This is a genomic window from Aequorivita sediminis (assembly GCF_032080575.2).
Classification (GTDB): domain Bacteria; phylum Bacteroidota; class Bacteroidia; order Flavobacteriales; family Flavobacteriaceae; genus Aequorivita; species Aequorivita sediminis.
Genome location: NZ_JAVLSO020000006.1, coordinates 58,294 through 81,011 on the forward strand (window position 1 = coordinate 58,294; position 22,718 = coordinate 81,011).

Genomic DNA, 22,718 nt, shown 5'->3' on the forward strand with positions numbered 1-22,718 from the left:
ACCAGGATTTTCACCATTAATTAACTATATTCGATTCTTTAAGGTTAAAAGGCTTTGTCGTATCTTCGCGCCCTATGAATAAAGAAACAACAGAAGTAGTAAAAAACCTACTGAAATTACCTCAAAACATAGTAATCATCGGCCATAGAAACCCTGATGGGGATGCGCTTGGCTCTTGTTTAGGCCTTTCATTTTTTCTGAAAAGTGAAGGACATAATACAGCTGTATTAATGCCTAATGACTTTCCAGATTTCTTAAAGTGGATGCCCGGAGCAGATGATATTTTAATCTATGAAAAGGAGATTGAAAAAAGTGCTGAGACGTTAAATCAAGCTGATATAATCTTCACGCTAGATTTTAACGATTTAAGTAGAGTTGGCGAACCACTTAAGGGGGTTTTGGAAGCATCTTCTGCAAAATTTGTAATGATAGACCATCACCAACAACCTTCAGACTACGCTGTAGCAACATATAGCGATGTTAAAATGAGCTCTACTGCAGAGATGGTTTACCATTTTATTGATGCCTTAGATGGTACTGAAATGTTATCAAAAGAAGTAGCTACCAATCTATATACTGGAATAATGACCGATACCGGATCATTTCGTTTTTCGTCAACCTCTCCTACTACACATAGAGTTGCAGCAAAATTGATTGAGACGGGTGCAGAAAGTGCTATTATTCATCAAAATGTTTATGACAATAACAGCCCCGAAAGAATGAAATTGCTAGGCGTTGCCCTAAACAACTTGCATTTAATTCCAGAATTACACACCGCCTACATTACACTTACGCAGAGTGAATTAGACGAAAATAATTTTAGAAAAGGGGATACCGAGGGATTTGTAAATTATGCATTGTCGGTTAAAGGTATTGTTTTCGCTGTAATATTCATTGAAAACAAACAAGAGAGTATTGTAAAAATTTCTTTTAGAAGTAAAGGAACGTTTTCAGTAAATGATTTTGCTCGTAATCATTACAGTGGTGGTGGACATATTAATGCTGCCGGCGGAAAAAGTTCGCAAGACCTTAACAAAACCATAAACGAATTTATTAGTATCTTGCCACGTTATAAAAACGAACTTGCAAATGCTCAATAAGCTAATACACATATTGTTATTCTCTGCTTTAATCACCTCTTGTAAAAGCCCTGAAGCCAGGAAGCCTATACAAAGTCAGTCTGGTACATTTATAAAAGAATCTGCAGAAAGGAATAAAAAACTTTATGAGGAGGAAAAAGATTATATCGAAAAAATAATCGCAAAAGACTCAACTCACAACTACATTACTTCGGAAAGTGGATTCTGGTATTTTTACAATAAACGCGATACCTCATCCTCAGATATGCCTGATCCAGGAGATATTGTAAAATTCACATACGACATTAAAGACCTAAATGGCTCCATGATTCTTTCAGAAAAAGATAATGGTTTACAGCAATATAAAGTAGACCAAAGCAATCAAGAACTCATCTCTGGTGTACGTGATGGCATAAAACTTATGAAGGAAGGTGAAACAGTAACTTTCCTTTTTCCTTCTTATAAAGCCTATGGCTATTATGGGATCGAACAAAAACTCGGCACTAATATTCCTGTGCAGAGCACTGTAACTTTACACTCAATTGAACAATCAAACGAAAATTAATTATTTATGAAAAAATTATCATTTCTATTATTATCACTTACGCTTGCATTTGCATCTTGTCAAGAGAAATACCCCGAATTAAAAGATGATGGTGTATATGCTGAATTTATTACTAATAAAGGAACTTTTGTTGCTAAACTAAAAAATGAAACTGCTCCACTTACTGTTTCTAACTTCGTAGCATTAGCCGAAGGTACTAACGGAATGGTTGATTCTATTTACAAAGGAAAGCGCTTTTACGATGGACTTTCTTTTCACAGAGTTATAAAAGATTTTATGATTCAAGGTGGAGACCCGAAAGGTGATGGTACAGGAAGCCCTGGCTACGCATTTCCAGATGAAATTACCGACACTATTCGATTTGACAGAAAAGGACTTTTAGCAATGGCTAATTCAGGCCCAGCGACTAACGGAAGTCAGTTTTTCATTACTTTAAAAGAAACGCCTTGGTTAGATGGTCGTCATACTATTTTTGGTGAGATTGTAGTTGGGCAAGATATTGTTGACACCATTGGGGTAGTAGAAACAGAAAAACCTGGTGATAAACCAATTTCTCCAGTAATTATTGAAAAAGTAAATATCATCAATAAAGGAAAGGTGAAAGTACCTTATTTTACTGAAGAGATGAGTAAAATAGAAAAAGAGAAAAAAGAGAAAGAAGAGCGCATTAACAAAATTGCATCTACCAAAGCAGAGGAATTAAATGCTCTAAAAGCTAAAGCTGATTCTCTTCCTTCAGGTTTAAAAATTTACTTCAACGAAAAGTCAGAGGGAGAACAACCTAACGAAGGCGACAAAATTTTAATGAACTACGCTGGTTACTTGACAAACGGGAAATTATTCGATTCGAATATTTTAAAAAATGCTGAGCAATACGAAATGGTAGATGAAATGCGTAAAGCAGCTGGACAATATATACCAGTACCAACAGATTACAGCAAAGACGCCCAATTAATCCCAGGTTTCCGCGAAGGATTACTAAATATGAAAGTTGGCGATAAAGCTACACTCTTTATCCCTTCTCATTTAGCATATGGTAAAAGAGGAGTTCCAGGAGTTATCCCTGCTGATTCTGAATTAATTTTCGAACTTGAAATTGTAGAGATTGTGAAGTAAATTATAATCTTGCTAAATACAAAAAGAGGAACCGATTTTAAATCAGTTCCTCTTTTTTATTTATATCAATTGTAAAGCGCTAAATAAGCTATAACTCTACCCTATTCTTAAATAATTTAGGTAGCGAAACGACTCAAAGCTATTTCTTAGGTATATTCTTCATTACTTCAAGTGTAAAGTCCCAGTATTTTTGAGCTGAGGAAATACTTGCACGTTCATCAGGAGAATGTGCTCCTCTAATAGTTGGGCCAAAAGAAATCATATCCATCCCTGGATAATTTTGACCTAGAATACCACATTCTAATCCTGCGTGACAAGCGGCTACATTAGCTTTTTCACCATTCATTTTTTCGTAGAGACTGTCCATTACTTTTAAAATAGCACTATCCATATTTGGCGCCCATCCAGGATAGTCACCTGAAAGCTTAACCTCGTAACCTGCTAGTTCAAAAGTCGATTTTAAAGCATTTGCTAAAGTCGCTTTTGAAGATTCAACTGAACTTCTAGTTAAACATTCAATTTTGATACTTCCACCTGCAACAGTTACTTTTGCAATATTATTTGAAGTCTCAACCAAGTCTTCAATGTCTGGAGACATTCTATAAACACCGTTATGTGCAGCATTCATAACATTTAAAAGCTTAGTCTGACATTCGCTGTGCATTACTTTAGCAAAAGCCTTATCGCTCTTTTCAGCAGTAATTGAAAGATTCTCTTCTAATGATTTATATTCTACAAGAATATCATTTTTCATGCTTTCGAATGCAGCATGAAATTTCGATTCATCTGTAACTACAACCTGTGCCACACTTTCACGTGGAATTGCATTTCGAAGACTACCTCCTTCAAGATTTGCTAATTCCATAAAGTCATTAGTAGCAAAAAGTAATCTGTTCATCAACTTATTTGCATTTCCAAGACCTTTAATGATGTCCATTCCACTATGACCACCGTTTAGTCCTTTTACACTAATAATATACGACTGCCCATTTTTAGAGGCTTCAACATTTTTATACTCGCCTGTAGCAGTAATATCTACTCCACCAGCACACCCAATTCCTATTTCATCATCTTCTTCTGTGTCTAAGTTTAAAAGAATATCTCCCTTCAAGATGCCTCCTTTTAAGCCTTTTGCACCTGTCATTCCTGTTTCTTCATCTATAGTGAAAAGCGCTTCTATTGCTGGATGTTCTATATCGTCACTTTCAAGAATCGCCATTATTGTAGCAACTCCTAAACCATTGTCTGCCCCAAGTGTAGTTCCCTTGGCGCGTACCCAATCCCCATCAACATACATTTCAATTCCTTGCTTGTCGAAATCGAACTCTGTGTCGTTGTTTTTTTGGTGAACCATATCTAAATGACTTTGTAAAATAATCATTTTTCGGTCTTCCATTCCTTTAGTTGCAGGCTTGCGGATAATTACGTTTCCTACTTCGTCTTCTATGGTTTCTAATCCAAGACTTTTTCCGAAGTCTTTCATAAAAGCAATTACACGCTCCTCTTTTTTCGAAGGTCGCGGTACAGCGTTAAGGTCTGCAAATTTGTTCCAAAGCGCCTTAGGCTCTAAGTTTCTTATTTCTTGGTTCATATATTTAATAATTTTTATTGTGAAAAATTCTTGCCGCGAATCCACGAATATCTTCCGAAGTACTCCCCACATTTTTACAGGGCTCCTTGTAGGTTTAATTTATCCGTGAATACGAAGCACATTTCCACAAAATTACCGTTTTTCATCCGCTATAAAAATTATGTAGAGAAAGAATTCCTTTGTAAGTTTGAATTATGCAAAGACGAACTTTACTAATCATTGCACTGCTTCTACCAATACAGATATTTCTGCTTCAAATTCTAAAGAATTTTCCAGAATTTGTAGAGAAGTATTACAGTTTGGGATTATATCCAATACTTTCAAAAATCTCTCGCTACCTGTTCGGGTGGGTTCCATTTTCTGTTGGAGACGTTTTTTATCTACTGATTGCTATTATTGCTCTACGATGGGTTTACAAAAACTATTACCGACTTCGTTTTGAACCATTTCGAGTTTTAATAGACATTACTGCTGCAGTTTCGGTAGTATATTTTATGTTCCACATACTTTGGGCTTTCAATTATTACAGATTACCACTTCATAAATCACTACAATTAGAAAGTGATTACAGCTACGAGCAATTACTGGAAACAACTAAAAAATTTATTAAAAAGAGTAATAGATTGCACAGTGAATTAAACGGAGGTAATACTCTAAAAGTGGAGGTTCCCTATACCCAAAAAACAATTCTGCAAAAATCTACAAACGGTTATGTTAATTTAGAAGAAGAATTCCCTCAACTCGCCTACTCTCCTCGAAGTATTAAAAATAGCGGTTGGAGCTTAGGTCTAACGTATATGGGGTATAGTGGATATCTAAATCCATTTTCTGGAGAAGCACAAGTAAACAATTTAATTAAAACTTATAAGTTCCCTGTGGTTGCGTGCCATGAAGAAGCGCATCAAATTGGTTATGCTGCCGAAAATGAAGCCAATTTTATAGCAACTTTAGCGACCCTTTACAACAACGACACTTATATACAATACGCTGGTCACATATTTACACTTCGCTATTTATTAAGCGATGTGTTTAGAAACAGTGAAGTTGATTTTTTTGAATTAACAAAAACCATCAACCCAGGAATTTTAGCAAGTTATAGAGAAATGCAAGATTTTTGGGGAAGCTATGAAAACCCTTTGGAAACATTTTCAAAAGTATTTTGGGATAATTTCTTAAAAGCAAATAACCAAAGTGATGGTATAAAAAGTTATAATTACATGGTGGCTTTGGTGGTTAATTATTTTGAAGGGAGAACTTTATAATCCTTTTCCTGTCTTTAAATAATAATTAAATAAGACGATTAACTTGATAAAAATTTTAAATCAGGACTATTTTCTGAGTGATAACCATAATAATTAGGTGATTTTTATTATTCTTGCCGCATTGAAAATTGCTTATTTATGAGAAGAAAACATCTATTTCAATACTTACTATTTGGTATCGTCTTGCTCTTTCAATCTTGTGAGGTCGATATAATGAATGATAAACGTGTTTTGGTTACAGGAACCATTGTTGACAGCAGCAACAACCCTATACCAAATATTTCGGTACGTTCTCAAACAACCCGAAATGCAATTTTAGGCGAAGCTATAAGTGATGAAAACGGACAATTTGAATTCACTTCCCTTATGTCCAAACCACCTTATAATTTTTATATAGCGGTTAACTCAAAACCCTTTGGCGAAATCTGGCATCACTCCTATGATACCGAGCTAATTGAAAATATAGATTATTCTGCCAAAGCCTTTGGCGACGAAAGCAATAATCGTAATGTTTCAACATATAATCTAGGAGTTATTCAGCTAAACAAGTACGCAAAACTAAACCTTCATATCAACAACATTCCAGGAGACTCTAACACTCTTGAATTCAAACTTAATTATGATTCTGCTATTTGCAAAGTTGACTTAAATGGCAATGATTTAAACCAATGTGTAGATGAGGATTTTGAATTTAGATTTTTAGACTCCGAATACTCAGATATTTATATAAATGTAGAAAGTCAGCTAGGTACAACTGTAGATTTTATTTACAAATTGAATGACGGGCCTGAACAAACAATTTCCATCCCACTAACAAACCCTGAAAACACTTATGTTTTTGAATATTAGAACCTTAGTGTTGGTGTTATTTATTTCATCAACCGCTTTTGCACAGCAAACAGAGACTACTAAATTAGACACCTTAGGACCAGGTAAGAACATTGGCAATATCAGTTTTGGCCCATATTTTCCAATTGCATTTGGTGATAATTTTGCAAATAATGGTTTGGATTTAAAAATGGGGGCGAGATTTTCTTTTAAAATTAAAACAACTAAAGACTTTTATGTTGGCCCATATTTTAGTTTTTTTAAATCTAATGTTTCCAACCCCGAGCTAATAGGGAACTACTTTCGATCCAATAATTATGTAGTTGGAGGAATGGTTAATTATGAAAAGCACATAGGAGATTTTGACGCTAGCATTGGACTTGGTGTTGGGTATTCAACCTATCGAAATCACGCCACAGGTGACAATTTTAGCGATACCGCGACTGCAGTTTGGTTAAATCCTGAGCTTAGCTACCGATTCTCAAACTATTTAGGTGTTTATGCTTCTACGAAATTACGTCATGATTTTATGAATGTGAAAGTTCCTAAGGAATTAAAAGACACTTTTAACGGGGCTAATTACCTCAACATTAGTTTCGGAATACGTATAAATTTAGGGACTGCACATAAGTATATGTAGCTTATCTTTGCAAAATGCAAAAATCAATTAAAAGTCTTCAAAATCCGTTGATAAAACAGATTGTTCTCCTTCAAGAAAAATCGCGTGAGCGTAGAAAAACAGGTCTTTTCTTTATAGAAGGACTACGTGAAATTTCACTTGCAGTTAAAGGAGAATATCAGTTAAAAACCTTATTATATTGTCCTGAAATTATTTCTGAAAAAGATTTTGATACGCTAAAGAAATCTGTAAGTACTAACACTGAAATCATAGAAATCACTTCAGAGGTCTATGAAAAACTAGCTTATCGAAGTTCAACGGAAGGAGTTTTGGCAATAGCAATGGTAAAAGATTTAAGTCTTTCTACATTAACGATTTCGAACTCGCTTAATAACGGTTCCTCGAACGAATCTAGAGGACCTTTAATCTTAATTGCTGAAGCTCCCGAAAAACCTGGAAATATTGGGGCAATTCTTCGTACTGCCGATGCTGCTAATGTTGATGCTGTAATTATCGCCAACCCTAAAACTGATATGTACAACCCAAATATTATCCGCAGTAGTGTGGGATGTATTTTTACAAATAACATTGCGACGGGAAGTACTTCGGAAATTATCGCATTTCTAAAAGAAAACAACATCAACATATATTGTGCTGCCTTACAAGCATCTGTTCCTTATCACACCTGCAATTTTAAAGAAAGCACAGCAATTGTGGTTGGCACCGAAGCAACTGGTTTAAGTGAGGAATGGCTCGAAAACAGTAATCAAAACATCATCATTCCAATGCAAGGGGAAATTGACAGCATGAATGTATCGGTAGCTGCCGGAATCCTTATATTTGAAGCTAAACGACAACGAAATTTTTTAAAGTAAATTTCGCAAATCACAAAAGTCCAAATCCTAAATCCCAAACAAAGTCAGAGTTTTAATTAATGACTTTTATTGGATTTTGGTGCTTAAAATTTAGAACTTAAATTATGAATCCAGAAACTCTTTTCTATATAATAATAGCGATATTAATTGTCAGTTTTATTATTGACCAGGCGTTGGATTACTTAAATGCAAAACACTTTAGTGATTCTCTTCCTACCGAATTACAAGATATTTTTGATGAAACAGAATATCAAAAATCCCAACGATATAAAACAGAGCGTTATAAATTCGGACTGCTTACTTCAACCATTTCATTGATAGCCACGCTTTTATTCTTCTTTTTTGACGGCTTCGCGTATGTTGATGGTTTGGCGCGTTCTATTTCCAACAATGAAATTCTAATTGCCTTGGTTTTCTTTGGAATTATAATGCTTGCTAGTGATATTTTAAGTACTCCATTTAGCTATTACAGTACTTTTGTAATTGAAGAAAAGTATGGTTTCAACAAAACAACACGAAAAACATTCTTTTTAGATAAACTGAAAGGATGGCTGATGGGTGCAATACTTGGAGGCATAATTTTAGGAGCAATCATATGGTTTTATCAAACCACAGGAGAAAATTTTTGGCTTTATGCTTGGGGAATTATAACTGTTTTTACTGTGCTGATGAATTTATTTTATGCACGTTTTATTGTTCCTTTATTTAACAAACAAACTCCTTTAGAAGAAGGCTCACTGCGTTCAGAAATTGAAAAATACGCGTCGAAAGTTGGTTTTACATTAGATAAAATTTTTGTAATTGACGGAAGTAAAAGAAGTACCAAAGCAAATGCTTATTTCTCAGGATTTGGAAGCGAGAAACGAGTAACACTTTACGACACATTAATTAATGATTTAAACGAAAAAGAAATAGTAGCCGTCCTCGCTCACGAGGTGGGTCATTATAAACGAAATCACATTATTATCAACCTAATAGTTGCCATTTTAACCACAGGATTTACTTTGTGGTTATTGTCTTTATTTATTAGTAATCCTTTACTTTCTGAAGCATTAAATGTTTCTCAACCTTCGTTTCACATTGGGTTGGTAGCATTTGGAGTGTTATATAGCCCCATTTCCGGGATTACGAGTTTAATAATGAATTACCTAAGTAGGAAGTTTGAATACCAAGCAGATGATTATGCTAAAAACACATTCGCATCAGAACCGCTAATTTCAGGTTTAAAAAAACTTTCGAAGAATAGTTTAAGTAACCTTACCCCGCACCCACTGTATGTTTTTGCACACTATTCACACCCTACGCTGTTGCAAAGATTTAAGAATTTGAATAAGTAGCACCTTTATTTATGCAAGGGCTGCAAAGCTTTTGTTTCATTGAAAAAAATTAACGCATCGTAACGAAGTGGCACAATAGTAGGCACAAACTGCCTCCTGTCAAATTGAGGATTGTACACCACTCCTATCGCACGATGTCCCATAACTTTTAAATTTTCTTCCTTTCTATCTTCTTCATCAAAAATAAGATAGAAAGCATCCAAACCTGTTTTCTTAAGTTTATACTCAACACTACTTCTTAAAGCTCTAGGAATCGTCATTTCTTCCATTCTAGCGCCCCATCTTGAACCAGCAATTACTTTTCCTTTGTAACTAGAAAAACCTATTAGAAAAACATTGTTCTTTCCTAAACTTTCTCGTTTTAGCTGTCCGATATTTTTTTCACCCGTATTTCGCATACTGGTAAACGAAGCATCGCCAATATGCGTGTTGTGGGCCCAAACCACACCTTTAGAATTTTCACCATAGAGCGCCAGTAAATCGCCTACTGTTTCTCGCATATGAAAAACTCTAGAATTCCAAGAAACAGCATCTTTAGAGGCTATACTTTCACGGTAAAATTCTTCAGCATTATGAACTACAATTGCATTTTGAAGCAAATAAAAATATTCGTCGTCTGAAAGGTCTTCTAAAATTTCACGATTATTTCTAATATAGGAAACTACCCTTTCGGTTGCAGCTTCACAATCTGGTTTTCCCTCTTTTACGGCACGTGCATATTGCCAACTATCGCCTTTATGAGGATGAAAACAATTGTACTGGAGTTTTGCAAAATTATAGCTTGCTTCATCTGTTTTTTTAAGTGTCTCCAACACCATTTGTTTTGAAATCCATTCGTCGTAAACATCCATTCCGTAAAAACCAACTTTCCTGTCTTGCGGCAAATTATCATTATACCTTCGTAACCATTCAGCAAGAGCTACAACTTCTTCATTTGCCCACATCCACGTAGGCCAGCGATTGAGCTGCATTAAAACCTCTCTTGCCGACTTTCCTGAACCTTCAATATTTTTTACATATTGGTTTAATTTATAGAGACTAGCGAAATCACCTTCCACGGCAATGAAATTAAAACCGTGTTCTTCTACAAGCCTTCTGCTAATATTATCGCGCCATATGTAATACTCATGGGTGCCATGACTGGCTTCTCCTAGCAAAACCAACTTTTTATTCCCAGCAGCAGCAATGAGTGGGTCTAAACTAGTAGCATTGTCTAGTTTAATTGCTTTTTTAGTAAAATCTTGAGCAGAGATCATCATAACAGAAAGAACCATTAATAGCGTTAATCGCAACTTCATATATTAATTTATTAAATAATACAAAAGATAAGCAATAATAATGAGATTGCTCAAAATGAGTTTCTTCCTACTTGTAAAAGGTAAGCGTGAAGTCAAAGAGACGCTCTTAAAACTTCATAATCCAGCGCATCAGCTTTAATCTAAAGCTTGTATGAGGATAATATTTTATAAAAGGATCAAACCAAGTTGGTTTATCCATGATACTTTTATAATGGGTAAAAGCTTTAAATCCAGCTTCCCCGTGATAATTACCAATTCCACTGAAACCAACACCTCCAAATGGTAAATTTTCGTTTGTGATGTGCATTACTGTTTCATTAATTGCTCCACCACCGAAAGAGATTTCTTTTAAAATTTTCTTTTTAATTGTATTGCTTTTTGTGAATACATAGCACGATAAGGGTTTTGGCAAGCTATTTACCTTGGCAATAGCTTCTTCAATAGTTTCATAGGTAATTACAGGAAGTATGGGCCCGAATATCTCCTCTTGCATCACTGCATCGTCAAAACTTACATTTTGCAATACAGTAGGTTGAATATAGCGCGATTCGCGATTGGTTTCACCCCCGTAAAATACTTTTTGAGGGTCGAGCATTTTAACTAACCTATCAAAGTTTTTATTATTGATTATTTGAAGAAAATTATCATTTTCAAAAGCAAAATGCTGACTTTCAATTTCTGTTTTTAGCTTGTTAAGAAATTTTTGCTCAATACTATTATGAACCAAAACATAATCTGGAGCAATACAGGTTTGGCCTGCATTTAAGAATTTTCCCCAAACCAAACGCTTTACTGAAACGTTTAAATTACAATTCTCTGTAACAATAGCAGGGCTTTTACCTCCAAGCTCTAAAGTTACTGGAGTTAAATTTTCGGCAGCAGCCTTATAAACTATCTTACCAACTGTTGTACTTCCAGTAAAAAATATTTTATCGAATTTCTGTTTTAATAATTCTTGAGTTTCTTGCACTCCACCCTCTACCACTGTAAAAAATGCAGGATCAAAATTCTCCTTTACAATTTTGGCCATAGCGGCCGCGGTATTGGTCGGTAATTCACTAGGCTTTAAAATTACCGTATTCCCTGCGGCAATTGCAGCAATTGCAGGAGCAATGGAAAGCTGATAAGGGTAATTCCACGCCCCAATAACTAATGATACTCCTAAAGGCTCGGGAATAATATAACTTGAAGCTGGGAAATTGAGAATTCCAGTAGGCACACTTTCTTTTCGCGCCCATTTGTAAATCATTTTTCGCGCTTCCTTTATGTCTTTGTAAAGCAGGGATAGTTCAGTACTGTAATTATCGAATTCAGATTTTTTGAAGTCTTTGTAAATAGCTTCGTGAAGCAGGGTTTCATTTTGCTCTAAAGCTTGTTGAAGTTTTTTTAACTGAGCCCTTCTAAATTGAATGTCTTTTGTAGCGTGAGTATTAAAAAAGTTACGTTGCGCATTAATGATTTCTTTCATGATTGTTGTATTTTCTTAAATTTAGAAAACTTCCGTAAATTAAACAATACAGAACTACAAAGGAACACAGAGATATAAAAGAAATAACCAATAAATGGATTTAAATTTTAGATTGAAGTAGTTGAACAAGGCCGAAAGCCGACTTCATCTTCTATTTCAATTTCAATTTAAACACTACTTATCCCTATTCAATATTTTATACTCCTCATAACAACCACTAATTGCATCTAAAATTTGAAGGTCATTTGCGGTTCTAATAAAATCTTTGGAGTAATTACATTTATTTAATATCTCATCAATATCAACACGTTCTAACTGAAGTACGGCCATTAAGGTTTCACGGTCGAACTTACTTTGAAGCAAGTTTCTTATTTCATCATCCTCTTTCATCTTGCGCATTTTCCGCATCTGTTGTGGCCGTTTTCCAAACACATTATAGAGAAAGTCGGCCGGATTAAAAATAGAGCTTAAAACTTTGCTTACAGCGCCTGGTTGATTACTACCTCCTTCATAACCCGTACTCAACCCTGAAATTCTATAGCGATAATTGTCATAGACAGGTATTAACTTAGCGTCAATCTCCACATAACCCGTTAGCTGAACAGGTTTTACAACTACCTCTTCTAACGCAATACCTAGTTCAGTCATTTTTACTTTTATGTCTCCGAATTTAAGCCAATCGTTTGTAACACGAACGCGAAGTGATTTAAATCCTAGATAAGAAAAATACAATGTATCGTTTACTGCTGCTTTTAATGCAAACTCCCCTTTGTCGTTAGTAGTAGTTCCTTTTACCTGATTAAGGTTTACGATATTTACATTTTCTAAAATTTTATCGTTTGCATCATTCATTACAACTCCTTTTATATCGTGTAATTCTTGGGAAAATGATGAAATTGAAACAAAAAACAGAAGAATTAGTAAGAGATTTTTTTTCATAGTAAAAATTGCATTCGTCTTATTCAAAAATAACAATTAACAAACTAAGACAAATAAATGTTTATCCAAACCCTAATATGGTAAACACTGTAATTTAAAGTAACATTTTTATGAAGCTAACCTTAGGGATGGTAAACCTCATAATTAATCAGTACACGCTCTATGCCAAAAGCTTAGTTTAAATAAATAAAAAACGGGCCCTTTTAAAAGGCCCGTAAATATAATTATATAGTCGTTAAGACGTTGCTAAATTTCAATAATTCAGTATAATGAATTAATTAAGCGTTTCTTCTACGTCTTCCGCCAGTCCCTTTTGTATTTGGGCGCTCGCTACTTCTTCTACTTTTTCCTTTAAAAGCTGGTTTATCGCTCCTTAAACCGCTGCTGCGCTTCTTAAAACCACCTCTTCTTCCGCTATCATTACGATCGCCTCTATCGCTTCTTTTCTTTCCGCGACTACGACCACTTCCACTGCGACCAGTGTCCTTAGAAATTTCAATGTTTATCTGTCTGCCATCAAGCTTAAAGTCTTTAAATACACTCATCACCATTTCTTGATGCTTGGTATCGGTATTAAAGAATGAGAAGCTGTCTTTTACATCAACTTTGTAAACATCGTCTTTACCAAGGCTTAATAAATCACGAAGGAAGTCTTTCAAGCTCATCCAATCGAAATCATCTTTCCCACCAACATTTAAGAAATAACGAGTGCTATCTCCTCCATCTTCAGAAAAATTACGTTCTCCACCAGAGATATTTAAATCTTTACTGTTTTTGTAGTAATTTAAGAAACGAGTAAACTCTACTGAAAATACTTTCTTGATTAAATCTTCTTTTGAAAAATCTGCTAATACTTCGTTTATATTTGGAAGGTAAGCGTTAATCTCAGGATTTATCTCAGTGTTTTTTATTGTATTTGCTAAATGAAACATTTGTACTTCACAAATTTCCATTCCTGATGGAATTTCCTTAGCAACAAATTTCTTTTGAATTATTTTTTCAATAGATCTAATCTTTCTAACTTCACTTTTAGAGACAATAACTATTGAAACTCCTGTTTTACCAGCACGTCCGGTACGACCACTACGGTGAGTGTACACTTCAGTTTCATCTGGAAGTTGATAGTTTATAACGTGCGTAATATCATCTACATCAATTCCACGTGCAGCAACGTCTGTTGCAACAAGCATTTGAATTTGACGATTTCTAAACGATTTCATAACTGTATCACGTTGACTTTGACTTAAATCTCCGTGAATTGCAGCTGCGTTATACCCATCTTCTATAAGTTGTTCAGCTACTTTTTGAGTATCGCGTTTTGTTCTGCAGAAAATTACAGAAAAGATTTCTGGATTTGCATCTGCCAAACGTTTTAAAGCGTTGTAACGATCTCTTGCATTAACTAGATAATACTCGTGAGTTACTTGGTCTGAACCTACGTTCTTTGTACCAACAGTGATTTCCACTGGAGTATGCATAAACTTTTTGGCAATTGTAGATACTTCTTTAGGCATTGTAGCACTAAACAACCATGTACTCTTGTCTTTAGGTGAATGCGAAAGAATTTCGGTGATGTCTTCGAAAAAGCCCATGTTAAGCATTTCGTCTGCTTCATCAAGAACGCAATATTCAATTTTTGAAATATCTATTAAGCCACGACCAATCATATCTTTCATACGACCTGGAGTAGCAACAATAATTTGCGAACCTCTTTTAATTTGGCGCGCTTGATCGGTTATACTTGCACCACCATAAATAGCAGTAACATTTAAACCTGGCATATACTTACCGTAAGCCACCATTTCATTTGTAATCTGTAAACACAATTCACGTGTAGGTGAAAGGATAAGCCCTTGTGTAGTACGACTGTTTACATCTATTTTTTGCAACATAGGAAAACCAAAAGCTGCGGTTTTACCTGTTCCCGTTTGTGCCAAAGAAACCATATCGGTTTCGCGGTCTAATAAAATTGGAATTGCTTTTTCTTGAACTTCTGACGGGGTTTCAAAACCCAAGTCTTCGATGGCTTTTAGAAGATTCTCTTCTAAGCCGAGTGCTTTAAATGCTGTCATTTTTTGTAAAATAAATTTTTATATGCGTGCTAATGAGAAGCGACTGGACATATAAAATAAAAACGGACAGCTTCACTATAACACTCCTCACCCTGAGGATTTCTTAATCATCAATAGCCTTATGCTATGATTTTTCAAGGCCGCAAAAGTAGTGTTTACTTTTTAACTAACAATATTTATTGGGATATATTTAATATTTTACACAAAACTTTTTTCTACCGCCAATAAAATCGGCATTTATTCGGTTAGATAATGAATTAATTGACGCATTGCTTTTCCTCTATGCCCTATTTCACCTTTTTGTTGAAGTGTCATTTCGGCAAAAGTTTTATCGAAGCCATCAGGTTGAAAAACTGGGTCGTAGCCAAAACCTGAATCTCCACGTAATTCTTCTGTAATCTTACCCTCACAAATTCCTAAAAATAAGACTTCTGTGTGATTCATTGAAAGTGCTATTGCAGTTTTGAACCTTGCACTTCTATCCATTTTACCTGCTAAATTATTTAAAAGCTTTTTAATATTTGCTTCAGAGTTATTATCCTTTCCGGCGTATCTAGCACTATAAACCCCAGGCTCGTTATTTAACGATTTCACCTCTAATCCAGTATCATCTGCAAAGCAATCTAAATGATAATTATCGCGAACGTAATTTGCTTTTAAAATAGCATTTCCTTCGATGGTGTCGGCAGTTTCTTCAATATCTTCATTACACCCTATATCGCCTAAGCTTAATAATTCGATATGATGCGGTAGAAGTGCTTTAACCTCTGCAAATTTATTTTTGTTGTGAGTAGCGAAGACGAGTTTCATATTAATAAAGGAATTGCGATTTATGATTTACGATATTTAAAATTTACAGTTTCTTATTTAGCCATTTTATAGCGTTCAATAATTTCATCTGAAGACTTAATAGTTTTTTTGGCCCATTCAAGTTCTATTTCACGTTTTTCTTCTTCTGAAAGCTGCCAACTAATATTACTTTGCTTAAGTTTTGTAACCACACTTTGTAAGATAATTGCAGCAGAAACGGAAATATTTAAGCTTTCGGTAAATCCGTACATCGGGATTTTTAAAAAACCATCGGCCGCATCCATCACTGTATCACTTAAACCATCACTTTCTTTTCCGAAGAAAAAAGCACTTTTTTTAGTCACATCAAAATCGTGTAACATCATTGAAGATTTATGTGGCGTAGTAGCAATTATTTGATAACCAGAATCTTGCAACTCAGTAATACAATTTTTTATTGCATTATGTCTTTTAAAAGAAACCCATTTTTGTGCCCCCATCGCAATTTCTTTATCTATGCGCTTACTCACTCTTTCTTCTACAACATGCAAGTCTTGAATACCAAAAACATCGCAAGTACGCATTACTGCACTGGTATTATGGAGTTGGTACACATCCTCGGTGACTACCGTAAAGTGGCGAGTGCGTTCTGATAGCACTTCCTGAAAGCGCTCTTTTCGATTTTCTGTAAGATAAGTTTGAAGGTATTTTAAAAGTTCTAAATCCATACTTCGATTGCGCTCATTAATCGATTTGTAAAGTTAATGAGTTTTGGGTTTATAGGTTTGTGAATTAAAATCAACTTTTCAACTTAGATTTCAAATTCCATTTAAAATCTGCGAAGATAAAAGTAAATGTTTTATTGATGGTTTCTTATATTCATATTTTTAAATAACTTAGTAACGAATTCAAGTAATAAAACTCCCCGTTATTGCGGGTCAAAGATTATGAAAATTGTAATATTAACAGGAGCTGGAGTAAGTGCAGAAAGTGGCATAAAAACTTTTAGAGATGGCAACGGATTATGGGAAAATCACGATATAATGGAAGTAGCCTCACCCGAAGGATTTAAGCGTAATCCTGCTTTAGTACTCGATTTTTACAATCAACGTAGAAGGCAGTTGCAGACCGTATCCCCTAATAGCGCCCACCTTGCGTTGGCAGAACTAGAAAAACATCACGATGTAACAATTATCACTCAAAATGTAGACGATCTTCACGAACGTGCCGGGAGTACTCACGTTATTCATCTACACGGCGAACTTCTAAAAGCAAGAAGCACTGTTGATGAAAATTTAATTTTGGAATGGAAAGACGATTTAAACATAGGTGATTGTTGTGAAAACAATAATCAACTTCGTCCACATATAGTTTGGTTTGGCGAAATGGTTCCTATGATTGAAGTTGCCTCCAAGATTATTAAAGACGCCGATGCTATAATTATCGTCGGGACTTCTATGCAAGTATATCCCGCTGCAGGCTTAATACAATATGCCAAACCTGATGCTCAAATATATTTTATAGACCCCAAACCTTCAATAAATCCAACTAAAAGAATCACAGTTCATGCCGAAAAAGCCTCTACCGGTGTTCCTAAAGTTGTAGAGAAACTTGCGAGTATGTCGTGATATCATAATAAGATTTTCTGTTTTATAGTTGTTAAAATATTTTTTTTTGTATTTTTCAACATAATTCAAACATTCTAACTTTACAGCTTAAACCCCCTAAATATTCAATAAAAACATACCTCAGAATTATTCTATTTTCATAAATTTCAGAATATAAACCTACACCCCTTGAAACAATATATAACTTCCCCACTCCCCTTGGTATGTAATATAAAATGCATAACATTTTTTCTGTTTGCCATAGTATTCCTATGTACTTCTAATGAAATTTTTGGACAATCCAATTCTCGTATTGATAGCTTAAAAACAGTTTTTGAAAATGAAACCAATGATTCGTTAAAAGTTTTGGCGGAAATTAATTTAGCTAAGGGAATTCATAAAAAGCAGCATAACTTAGAGTTGGAATACTTTCACGCTAAAGAAGCAGTAGATCGAGCATTGCGAATAAATGATACGGTTTTATACGCCAGAGCTTTAGACAATCTTGGGTTGTTGTACCGTTATCATCAACGTTATGATCAAGCACTATCACTTCACACTAGAGCTTTTGAATTAATAAAAAATAAGGATGTAGACCCAATTTTCAAAATGATAATGGGGAACAATGCAGGTGTTGCGGGCCGTTACAATCACAAAAACGACACAGCATTTCTCTATTATATGCAAGCTTTAAAAATTGCCGAAGACGTAGATAACTTAAAAAACATAGCTATTTCTACTAACGGAATTGGTAACACATTAAGCAATATTCCTGGACGAGAAAATGAAGCTTTACCATATTTTGAACGGTCTTTAAAAGCACAACAAGAAATAGGCAATGATTTAGGAGTTGCAATGAATTATCTTTCAATTAGCGATTATTATATCGTGAAAGGTGATTTTAAAACTGCTAATGAATACTTGGATAAACTTTTAAAATTAAATCAAGATAGAAAAGATGAATTTGGAATAGCTATTACTTATGAGTATATGGGGATTTCTAAGTTAAAAGAAGGAAAGGATTTAAATAAAGCTGTGACTTATTTTCAAACTTCTGCCGAAGGATACAAGGCACTTAAAAACATCCACAGACAAGCAGAAATTCTTTCCCATTTAGGGAACACTTATTTAAAGAAAGGTGAGTTAAAACGAGCCGAAGACTATTATAATGAATCCTTACAACTCTCTAAAAGTTTAAATGCCTTAGGTATGATAAGCACTAATGTTTTAAAGCTTTCTGAAGTTTCTGAACAAAGAGGAGATTATAAATCGGCATTATCAAACTTTAAACTCTCTCAGATTTATAAGGATAGTATAAAGATAAATGAGCAAAACGTAAAAATTGAAGCTCTTACCCAGGAGTACAATTTAGAAAAAAAAGAAAGTCACATTCAATTTTTAGAAAAGGATAAAGCTTTACAGCAAGTACTTTTGAATACTCAGAAAGATGAACTTGAGAGAAGGCAGATTATCACTATACTTTTAGCAATTGCACTAGGTGCGATATTAATTATCTTTTTTATGCAGTATAGAAATTACCGAATAAGAAAAACAGCTAATGAGCGGTTAAATCAGGCTGAAAAAGAAAAAATGGTTACTATTTACGAACGAAACTTGGCACAAGCGGAAATTCTTGTAACTAGACTTCAAATTAATCCTCATTTTATATTTAACAGTCTTAATGCTATTACCTATCTTATACAAAGTGAACAGAACTGTAAAGCTATTGAATACTTAGGAATATTCAGTCATTACACAAGAATGGTACTTGAAACATCAAAACAACAAGTTATCTCGCTACAAGATGAATTAGAGTTAGCCGAAAACTATCTTAAGCTCGAAGAAAACAGATTCTCAAATGACTTTAATTATGTTATTTCGGGCGTTGAGAACCCAGACCTTGAAGATGTCTTAATTCCGCCATTATTAATTCAGCCATTCCTAGAAAATGCTATTTGGCATGGCTTATTAGCCAGCCCTCGTAAAAAGAAACTCTTAAACATTCATATAGAAATCGATGAAAACATTACACAAATAATTATTGATGATAATGGCGCTGGGAGAGATAATAAAAATAAAATTAACACCATCAAAAGCCATAATAGTATGGGGATGGGAATAATTAAGGAGCGTATCGAACTTTACAATAAAACTAATGATGGAAAAATTAATTTTAAGATTATCGATAAAAAGGACGATCAAGGGCAGCCTTTAGGTACACGCATCATTCTAGAACTTTACAACACTATGGATTATTTCAGAAATCATCCAAGTAAAATGTCTGTGAGTCATGCTTAAATCTTAAGTTTTAAATAAATTCGCTTGTGCTTTCAAATATTTTAAAGCTTAAACTATCAGAAGTTGACACTAGTCGAAATAAGAGAGAAGAAATTGCAGATTGGTTAATTAATAACCCAAAATATTTACCACAAACGCTGCATACATACTTTTCTTTTAATAATTCGCTATTGGTTAAAACCGCTTACGTACTAGAAGTTATATGTGAAAGAGAATTAAGTCTTTTCAGTGAATATCAAAATATATTTTTTAAAGAGTTACCCAAAATAAGAAACAGTTCTGCTTTAAGAGCGAGCGCAAAAATATGTGAGATACTCTGCAAGGAGCATAATTTACATCATTCTTCTATTTCATTAAATATCGATGAGCGAGAAATAATGACCGAATGCTGTTTTAATTGGCTTATTACAGAACAAAAAGTAGCCTGTCAAGTGCATGCCATGACGTGTCTGAGTTTATTAGGAAAGGAAAGCAATTGGATACACGACGAATTGAAGCAAATTTTACTAAAAAACATCCCAAATAAAAGCGCAGGATATAAAGCACGCGCTAAAAAGGTTTTAAAAGAAATCACTTAGAACATTATCGTTAAAATAAAGCTAAACCCCTCTAAAACATTGATTTCAGCGCAATATTTTCTTATTTTTGAGGAAACCTTAAAACTAAGAAATATGAGTTATTTAAATCTAGATAAAAAGAAAACTGCAACGATCGCAAAAGAACTTAATGTCCTTTTAGCAGACTACCATTTATACTATCAAAAACTTCGTAATTTCCACTGGAATATCGTTGGAAGTAACTTTTTTGAACTTCACGTAAAGTTTGAAGAAATGTATGACGATGCCAAATTGAAAGTAGATGAAATTGCAGAAAGAATTTTAACCCTACGTTTTCAACCTACAAGTAATCTTTCAGATTATATTAAAATGAGTAACCTAGAAGAATCTTCTGAAAACACTAAAGATGTTGAAATGGTGAAAATTCTACTTGACGATCATGGGAAACTTTTAAAGCAGATGCGTAAGGTAGTGGAGAAAGCTAGTAGCGCTGATGACGAAGGAACTATCGATATGGTTGGAGGTTTTATTGGCCACATCGAAAAAATTAGCTGGATGCTTGATGCTTGGTTGATGAAAGCGACCGATAATCATCCAGAAGCTTAATAAGAACTTTAGATATTACTTTGGCAACCGTGTTAGAAAAAAGATATTTCTAACACGGTTTTTTTATTAAATTCATATAAATATGCTTAATAACTTTACTAAATCAACATTTAAATTTGATACCTTTATGTTTTAAAATTAATTAACTTTCTTTTCTAAACCTGAAATTTAATAAGCAAAAATGATGAATGAAATATTAGAGTTTTTGTCGAACATCCCTTGGTGGGCTTGGGTACTTATAGTTTTATCATTAATCGCCATCCGTGATGTTTTCTTTAATAAACGTCATACTATTAGTCACAACTTTCCTATAGTCGGTCATATTCGTTACATGCTCGAAAGTATTGGCCCTGAATTAAGACAATATATAGTTGCTAACAACAGAGAGGAACTCCCTTTTAATAGAATTGAAAGAGGTTGGATTTATGCTTCGGCAAAAAATCAAAATAACTACGAAGGGTTTGGTACTGACCGTAATATTTACGAACCTAATTATATTTTTATAAATAACGCCTTATTACCTTACAAGGTTGAAAAAGACAATCCGAATTACAAAAATCCATACTTTTTACCTTGCGCCAAAGTTATGGGAGCCTATAATAAACGCCGCAGGCCCTACCGCCCAACGTCTATTATAAACGTTTCTGCCATGAGCTTTGGCTCTTTATCGGCACGCGCTGTAGAATCATTAAACAGAGGTTGTGCACTATCTTATGCCTATCACAATACAGGTGAAGGCGGATTATCGCCATACCATAAAACTGGTGCCGATGTAATGTTTCACTTCGGAACAGGATATTTTGGGGTTCGAGATGATGATGGCAATTTCTCGATGGAGAAAATGGTTAAAATGGTGAATGAAAACCCACAGGTTCGAGCAATAGAAGTAAAACTTTCTCAGGGTGCAAAACCAGGGAAAGGTGGGGTGCTTCCGGGAGCTAAAATTACAGAAGAACTTGCTGAAATAAGACACGTTCCTATTGGAAAAGATGTGTTGTCTCCTCCTACACATTCAGCTTTTAAAGGTGTAAAAGCCTTAGTTGATTTTGTAGAGGATATCGCTCAAGAAACTGGCTTACCTGTAGGAATAAAATCGGCTGTTGGAAGGTTAAACGAATGGGAAGAGTTGGCTAAAATAATGAAGGAGACAGGTAAAGGTCCAGACTTTATTACAATTGATGGTGGTGAAGGTGGAACGGGTGCAGCCCCTCCTAGCTTTGCAGACCATGTATCGCTTCCTTGGCTCTTTGGTTTTGCTGAGGTTTATAAGATTTTTAAAAAGTTCGACTTATGTGATAGAGTAGTTTTTATTGGCAGCGGTAAACTAGGTTTTCCAGCAAAGGCTGCTATGGCTTTCTCGATGGGTGCAGACTTGATAAACGTTGCTCGTGAAGCTATGATGAGCGTTGGTTGCATTCAAGCACAGTTATGTCATACCAATACATGCCCTACAGGGGTGGCAACACAAAATAAATGGTTGCAACGCGGTATAAATATTGAAGATAAATCGGTTAGAGCGCATTTCTATTTTAAAAACTTTAGAAAAGAACTTTTAGAAATGACTCATGCCTGTGGGTACGAGCATCCTGCACAATTTACTATGGATGATGTAGATCTTACCGTAGGAGACAAGAACCTTATTAAAACACTCGCCCAATCGTTTATGTATCACAAGGTACCGGTGCCTTTTGAAAGTATGAAAACACTTGCAAATTGTCCCTATTTAGGAGGGAATTTTCACGAAAAAGAAGCTAAAAAGGAAGTTAAGGAGATGAAGAAACAAAATAAGGTGCGCTATTAAAAATTATGAAA

The 22,718-nt window shown here is 34.6% G+C and carries 20 protein-coding genes; 13 read left to right on the plus strand and 7 right to left on the minus strand.

All coding sequences use genetic code 11. From position 1 onward, the window contains the following. Positions 1-74: 74 nt before the first annotated feature. From RT250_RS10555 to RT250_RS10565, 3 genes are read left to right on the plus strand one after another with little or no spacing between them, the layout of a single operon-like run. Entirely contained in the window at positions 75-1,100 is a 1,026-nt protein-coding gene (locus RT250_RS10555) for a DHH family phosphoesterase (RefSeq protein ID WP_313114677.1), read from the plus strand. After that, positions 1,090-1,644: a gliding motility-associated peptidyl-prolyl isomerase GldI gene (gene gldI, locus RT250_RS10560; RefSeq protein ID WP_313114679.1), complete on the plus strand. Its 555-nt coding sequence runs from the start codon at positions 1,090-1,092 to the stop codon at positions 1,642-1,644. The genes RT250_RS10555 and gldI overlap by 11 nt, the downstream gene beginning before the upstream one ends. 6 nt (positions 1,645-1,650) lie before the next feature. Continuing rightward, positions 1,651-2,760 carry a peptidylprolyl isomerase gene (locus RT250_RS10565; RefSeq protein ID WP_313114680.1) on the plus strand — a complete coding sequence of 370 codons (1,110 nt, stop codon included), beginning with the start codon at positions 1,651-1,653 and terminating at the stop codon, positions 2,758-2,760. 139 nt (positions 2,761-2,899) lie between these two features. Here the strand turns inward: RT250_RS10565 and RT250_RS10570 are convergent, their stop codons facing one another. After that, positions 2,900-4,351 carry an aminoacyl-histidine dipeptidase gene (locus RT250_RS10570; protein ID WP_313114681.1) on the minus strand — a complete coding sequence of 484 codons (1,452 nt, stop codon included), beginning with the start codon at positions 4,349-4,351 and terminating at the stop codon, positions 2,900-2,902. A 194-nt stretch (positions 4,352-4,545) separates the two neighbouring features. Between RT250_RS10570 and RT250_RS10575 the strand changes: the two genes are divergently transcribed. The 5 genes from RT250_RS10575 (at position 4,546) to RT250_RS10595 (ending at position 9,272) form a co-directional block, all read left to right on the plus strand. Further along, on the plus strand, positions 4,546-5,613 hold the full coding sequence (locus RT250_RS10575) for a DUF3810 domain-containing protein (RefSeq protein WP_313114682.1): 1,068 nt from the start codon (positions 4,546-4,548) through the stop codon (positions 5,611-5,613). Between the two features lie 138 nt (positions 5,614-5,751). Further along, entirely contained in the window at positions 5,752-6,462 is a 711-nt protein-coding gene (locus RT250_RS10580) for a carboxypeptidase-like regulatory domain-containing protein (protein WP_313114684.1), read from the plus strand. Continuing rightward, positions 6,452-7,081, plus strand: coding sequence for a hypothetical protein (locus tag RT250_RS10585; protein ID WP_313114686.1), 630 nt, complete (start codon positions 6,452-6,454; stop codon positions 7,079-7,081). The genes RT250_RS10580 and RT250_RS10585 overlap by 11 nt, the downstream gene beginning before the upstream one ends. 14 nt (positions 7,082-7,095) lie before the next feature. After that, positions 7,096-7,935 (plus strand): TrmH family RNA methyltransferase, encoded by an 840-nt coding sequence (locus RT250_RS10590; RefSeq protein ID WP_313114687.1) that lies wholly within the window; start codon positions 7,096-7,098, stop codon positions 7,933-7,935. 104 nt (positions 7,936-8,039) lie between these two features. Next, positions 8,040-9,272 (plus strand): M48 family metallopeptidase, encoded by a 1,233-nt coding sequence (locus tag RT250_RS10595; RefSeq protein WP_313114688.1) that lies wholly within the window; start codon positions 8,040-8,042, stop codon positions 9,270-9,272. Between the two features lie 5 nt (positions 9,273-9,277). On the opposite strand, the gene RT250_RS10600 is transcribed toward RT250_RS10595, so the two are convergent. The 6 genes from RT250_RS10600 to RT250_RS10625 form a co-directional block, all read right to left on the minus strand. Then, complete coding sequence (locus RT250_RS10600) at positions 9,278-10,570, minus strand: erythromycin esterase family protein (protein WP_313114689.1); 1,293 nt, start codon at positions 10,568-10,570, stop codon at positions 9,278-9,280. Positions 10,571-10,676: 106 nt separating this feature from the next. After that, the gene (locus tag RT250_RS10605; RefSeq protein ID WP_313114690.1) at positions 10,677-12,038 is read right to left on the minus strand and encodes an aldehyde dehydrogenase; all 1,362 of its coding nucleotides are present in this window, start codon (positions 12,036-12,038) and stop codon (positions 10,677-10,679) included. Positions 12,039-12,212: 174 nt separating this feature from the next. Beyond that, positions 12,213-12,977 (minus strand): carboxypeptidase-like regulatory domain-containing protein, encoded by a 765-nt coding sequence (locus RT250_RS10610; RefSeq protein WP_139854965.1) that lies wholly within the window; start codon positions 12,975-12,977, stop codon positions 12,213-12,215. Between the two features lie 278 nt (positions 12,978-13,255). Continuing rightward, a complete protein-coding gene (locus RT250_RS10615; protein ID WP_313114692.1) occupies positions 13,256-15,049 on the minus strand; it encodes a DEAD/DEAH box helicase in 1,794 nt (597 codons plus the stop codon). Between the two features lie 237 nt (positions 15,050-15,286). After that, a complete protein-coding gene (locus RT250_RS10620) occupies positions 15,287-15,859 on the minus strand; it encodes a non-canonical purine NTP diphosphatase (protein WP_313114693.1) in 573 nt (190 codons plus the stop codon). 53 nt (positions 15,860-15,912) lie between these two features. Next, on the minus strand, positions 15,913-16,566 hold the full coding sequence (locus RT250_RS10625; RefSeq protein ID WP_313114694.1) for a TrmH family RNA methyltransferase: 654 nt from the start codon (positions 16,564-16,566) through the stop codon (positions 15,913-15,915). Positions 16,567-16,785: 219 nt separating this feature from the next. Here RT250_RS10625 and RT250_RS10630 point away from each other — a divergent pair, with 219 nt between their 5' ends. The 5 genes from RT250_RS10630 (at position 16,786) to RT250_RS10650 (ending at position 22,707) form a co-directional block, all read left to right on the plus strand. Continuing rightward, positions 16,786-17,466, plus strand: a complete 681-nt coding sequence (locus tag RT250_RS10630; RefSeq protein ID WP_435373077.1) for an SIR2 family NAD-dependent protein deacylase — start codon at positions 16,786-16,788, stop codon at positions 17,464-17,466. A 168-nt stretch (positions 17,467-17,634) separates the two neighbouring features. After that, positions 17,635-19,743, plus strand: coding sequence for a tetratricopeptide repeat-containing sensor histidine kinase (locus RT250_RS10635; protein ID WP_313114696.1), 2,109 nt, complete (start codon positions 17,635-17,637; stop codon positions 19,741-19,743). A gap of 26 nt (positions 19,744-19,769) precedes the next feature. Then, positions 19,770-20,321, plus strand: a complete 552-nt coding sequence (locus RT250_RS10640) for a hypothetical protein (RefSeq protein ID WP_313114698.1) — start codon at positions 19,770-19,772, stop codon at positions 20,319-20,321. A gap of 93 nt (positions 20,322-20,414) precedes the next feature. Continuing rightward, positions 20,415-20,906: a Dps family protein gene (locus RT250_RS10645; RefSeq protein ID WP_165148542.1), complete on the plus strand. Its 492-nt coding sequence runs from the start codon at positions 20,415-20,417 to the stop codon at positions 20,904-20,906. Positions 20,907-21,090: 184 nt separating this feature from the next. Continuing rightward, positions 21,091-22,707 (plus strand): FMN-binding glutamate synthase family protein, encoded by a 1,617-nt coding sequence (locus tag RT250_RS10650; protein ID WP_313114753.1) that lies wholly within the window; start codon positions 21,091-21,093, stop codon positions 22,705-22,707. Positions 22,708-22,718: the final 11 nt, after the last annotated feature.

Excerpts from the sequence above, each read along its gene's own strand:
- RT250_RS10555 (WP_313114677.1), top strand. The coding sequence starts at position 75 with ATGAATAAAGAAACAACAGAAGTAGTAAAAAACCTACTGAAATTACCT.
- gldI (WP_313114679.1), top strand. The coding sequence starts at position 1,090 with ATGCTCAATAAGCTAATACACATATTGTTATTCTCTGCTTTAATCACC.
- RT250_RS10565 (WP_313114680.1), top strand. The coding sequence starts at position 1,651 with ATGAAAAAATTATCATTTCTATTATTATCACTTACGCTTGCATTTGCA.
- RT250_RS10570 (WP_313114681.1), bottom strand. The coding sequence starts at position 4,351 with ATGAACCAAGAAATAAGAAACTTAGAGCCTAAGGCGCTTTGGAACAAA.
- RT250_RS10575 (WP_313114682.1), top strand. The coding sequence starts at position 4,546 with ATGCAAAGACGAACTTTACTAATCATTGCACTGCTTCTACCAATACAG.
- RT250_RS10580 (WP_313114684.1), top strand. The coding sequence starts at position 5,752 with ATGAGAAGAAAACATCTATTTCAATACTTACTATTTGGTATCGTCTTG.
- RT250_RS10590 (WP_313114687.1), top strand. The coding sequence starts at position 7,096 with ATGCAAAAATCAATTAAAAGTCTTCAAAATCCGTTGATAAAACAGATT.
- RT250_RS10595 (WP_313114688.1), top strand. The coding sequence starts at position 8,040 with ATGAATCCAGAAACTCTTTTCTATATAATAATAGCGATATTAATTGTC.
- RT250_RS10600 (WP_313114689.1), bottom strand. The coding sequence starts at position 10,570 with ATGAAGTTGCGATTAACGCTATTAATGGTTCTTTCTGTTATGATGATC.
- RT250_RS10605 (WP_313114690.1), bottom strand. The coding sequence starts at position 12,038 with ATGAAAGAAATCATTAATGCGCAACGTAACTTTTTTAATACTCACGCT.
- RT250_RS10610 (WP_139854965.1), bottom strand. The coding sequence starts at position 12,977 with ATGAAAAAAAATCTCTTACTAATTCTTCTGTTTTTTGTTTCAATTTCA.
- RT250_RS10615 (WP_313114692.1), bottom strand. The coding sequence starts at position 15,049 with ATGACAGCATTTAAAGCACTCGGCTTAGAAGAGAATCTTCTAAAAGCC.
- RT250_RS10620 (WP_313114693.1), bottom strand. The coding sequence starts at position 15,859 with ATGAAACTCGTCTTCGCTACTCACAACAAAAATAAATTTGCAGAGGTT.
- RT250_RS10625 (WP_313114694.1), bottom strand. The coding sequence starts at position 16,566 with ATGGATTTAGAACTTTTAAAATACCTTCAAACTTATCTTACAGAAAAT.
- RT250_RS10630 (WP_435373077.1), top strand. The coding sequence starts at position 16,786 with ATGAAAATTGTAATATTAACAGGAGCTGGAGTAAGTGCAGAAAGTGGC.
- RT250_RS10645 (WP_165148542.1), top strand. The coding sequence starts at position 20,415 with ATGAGTTATTTAAATCTAGATAAAAAGAAAACTGCAACGATCGCAAAA.
- RT250_RS10650 (WP_313114753.1), top strand. The coding sequence starts at position 21,091 with ATGAATGAAATATTAGAGTTTTTGTCGAACATCCCTTGGTGGGCTTGG.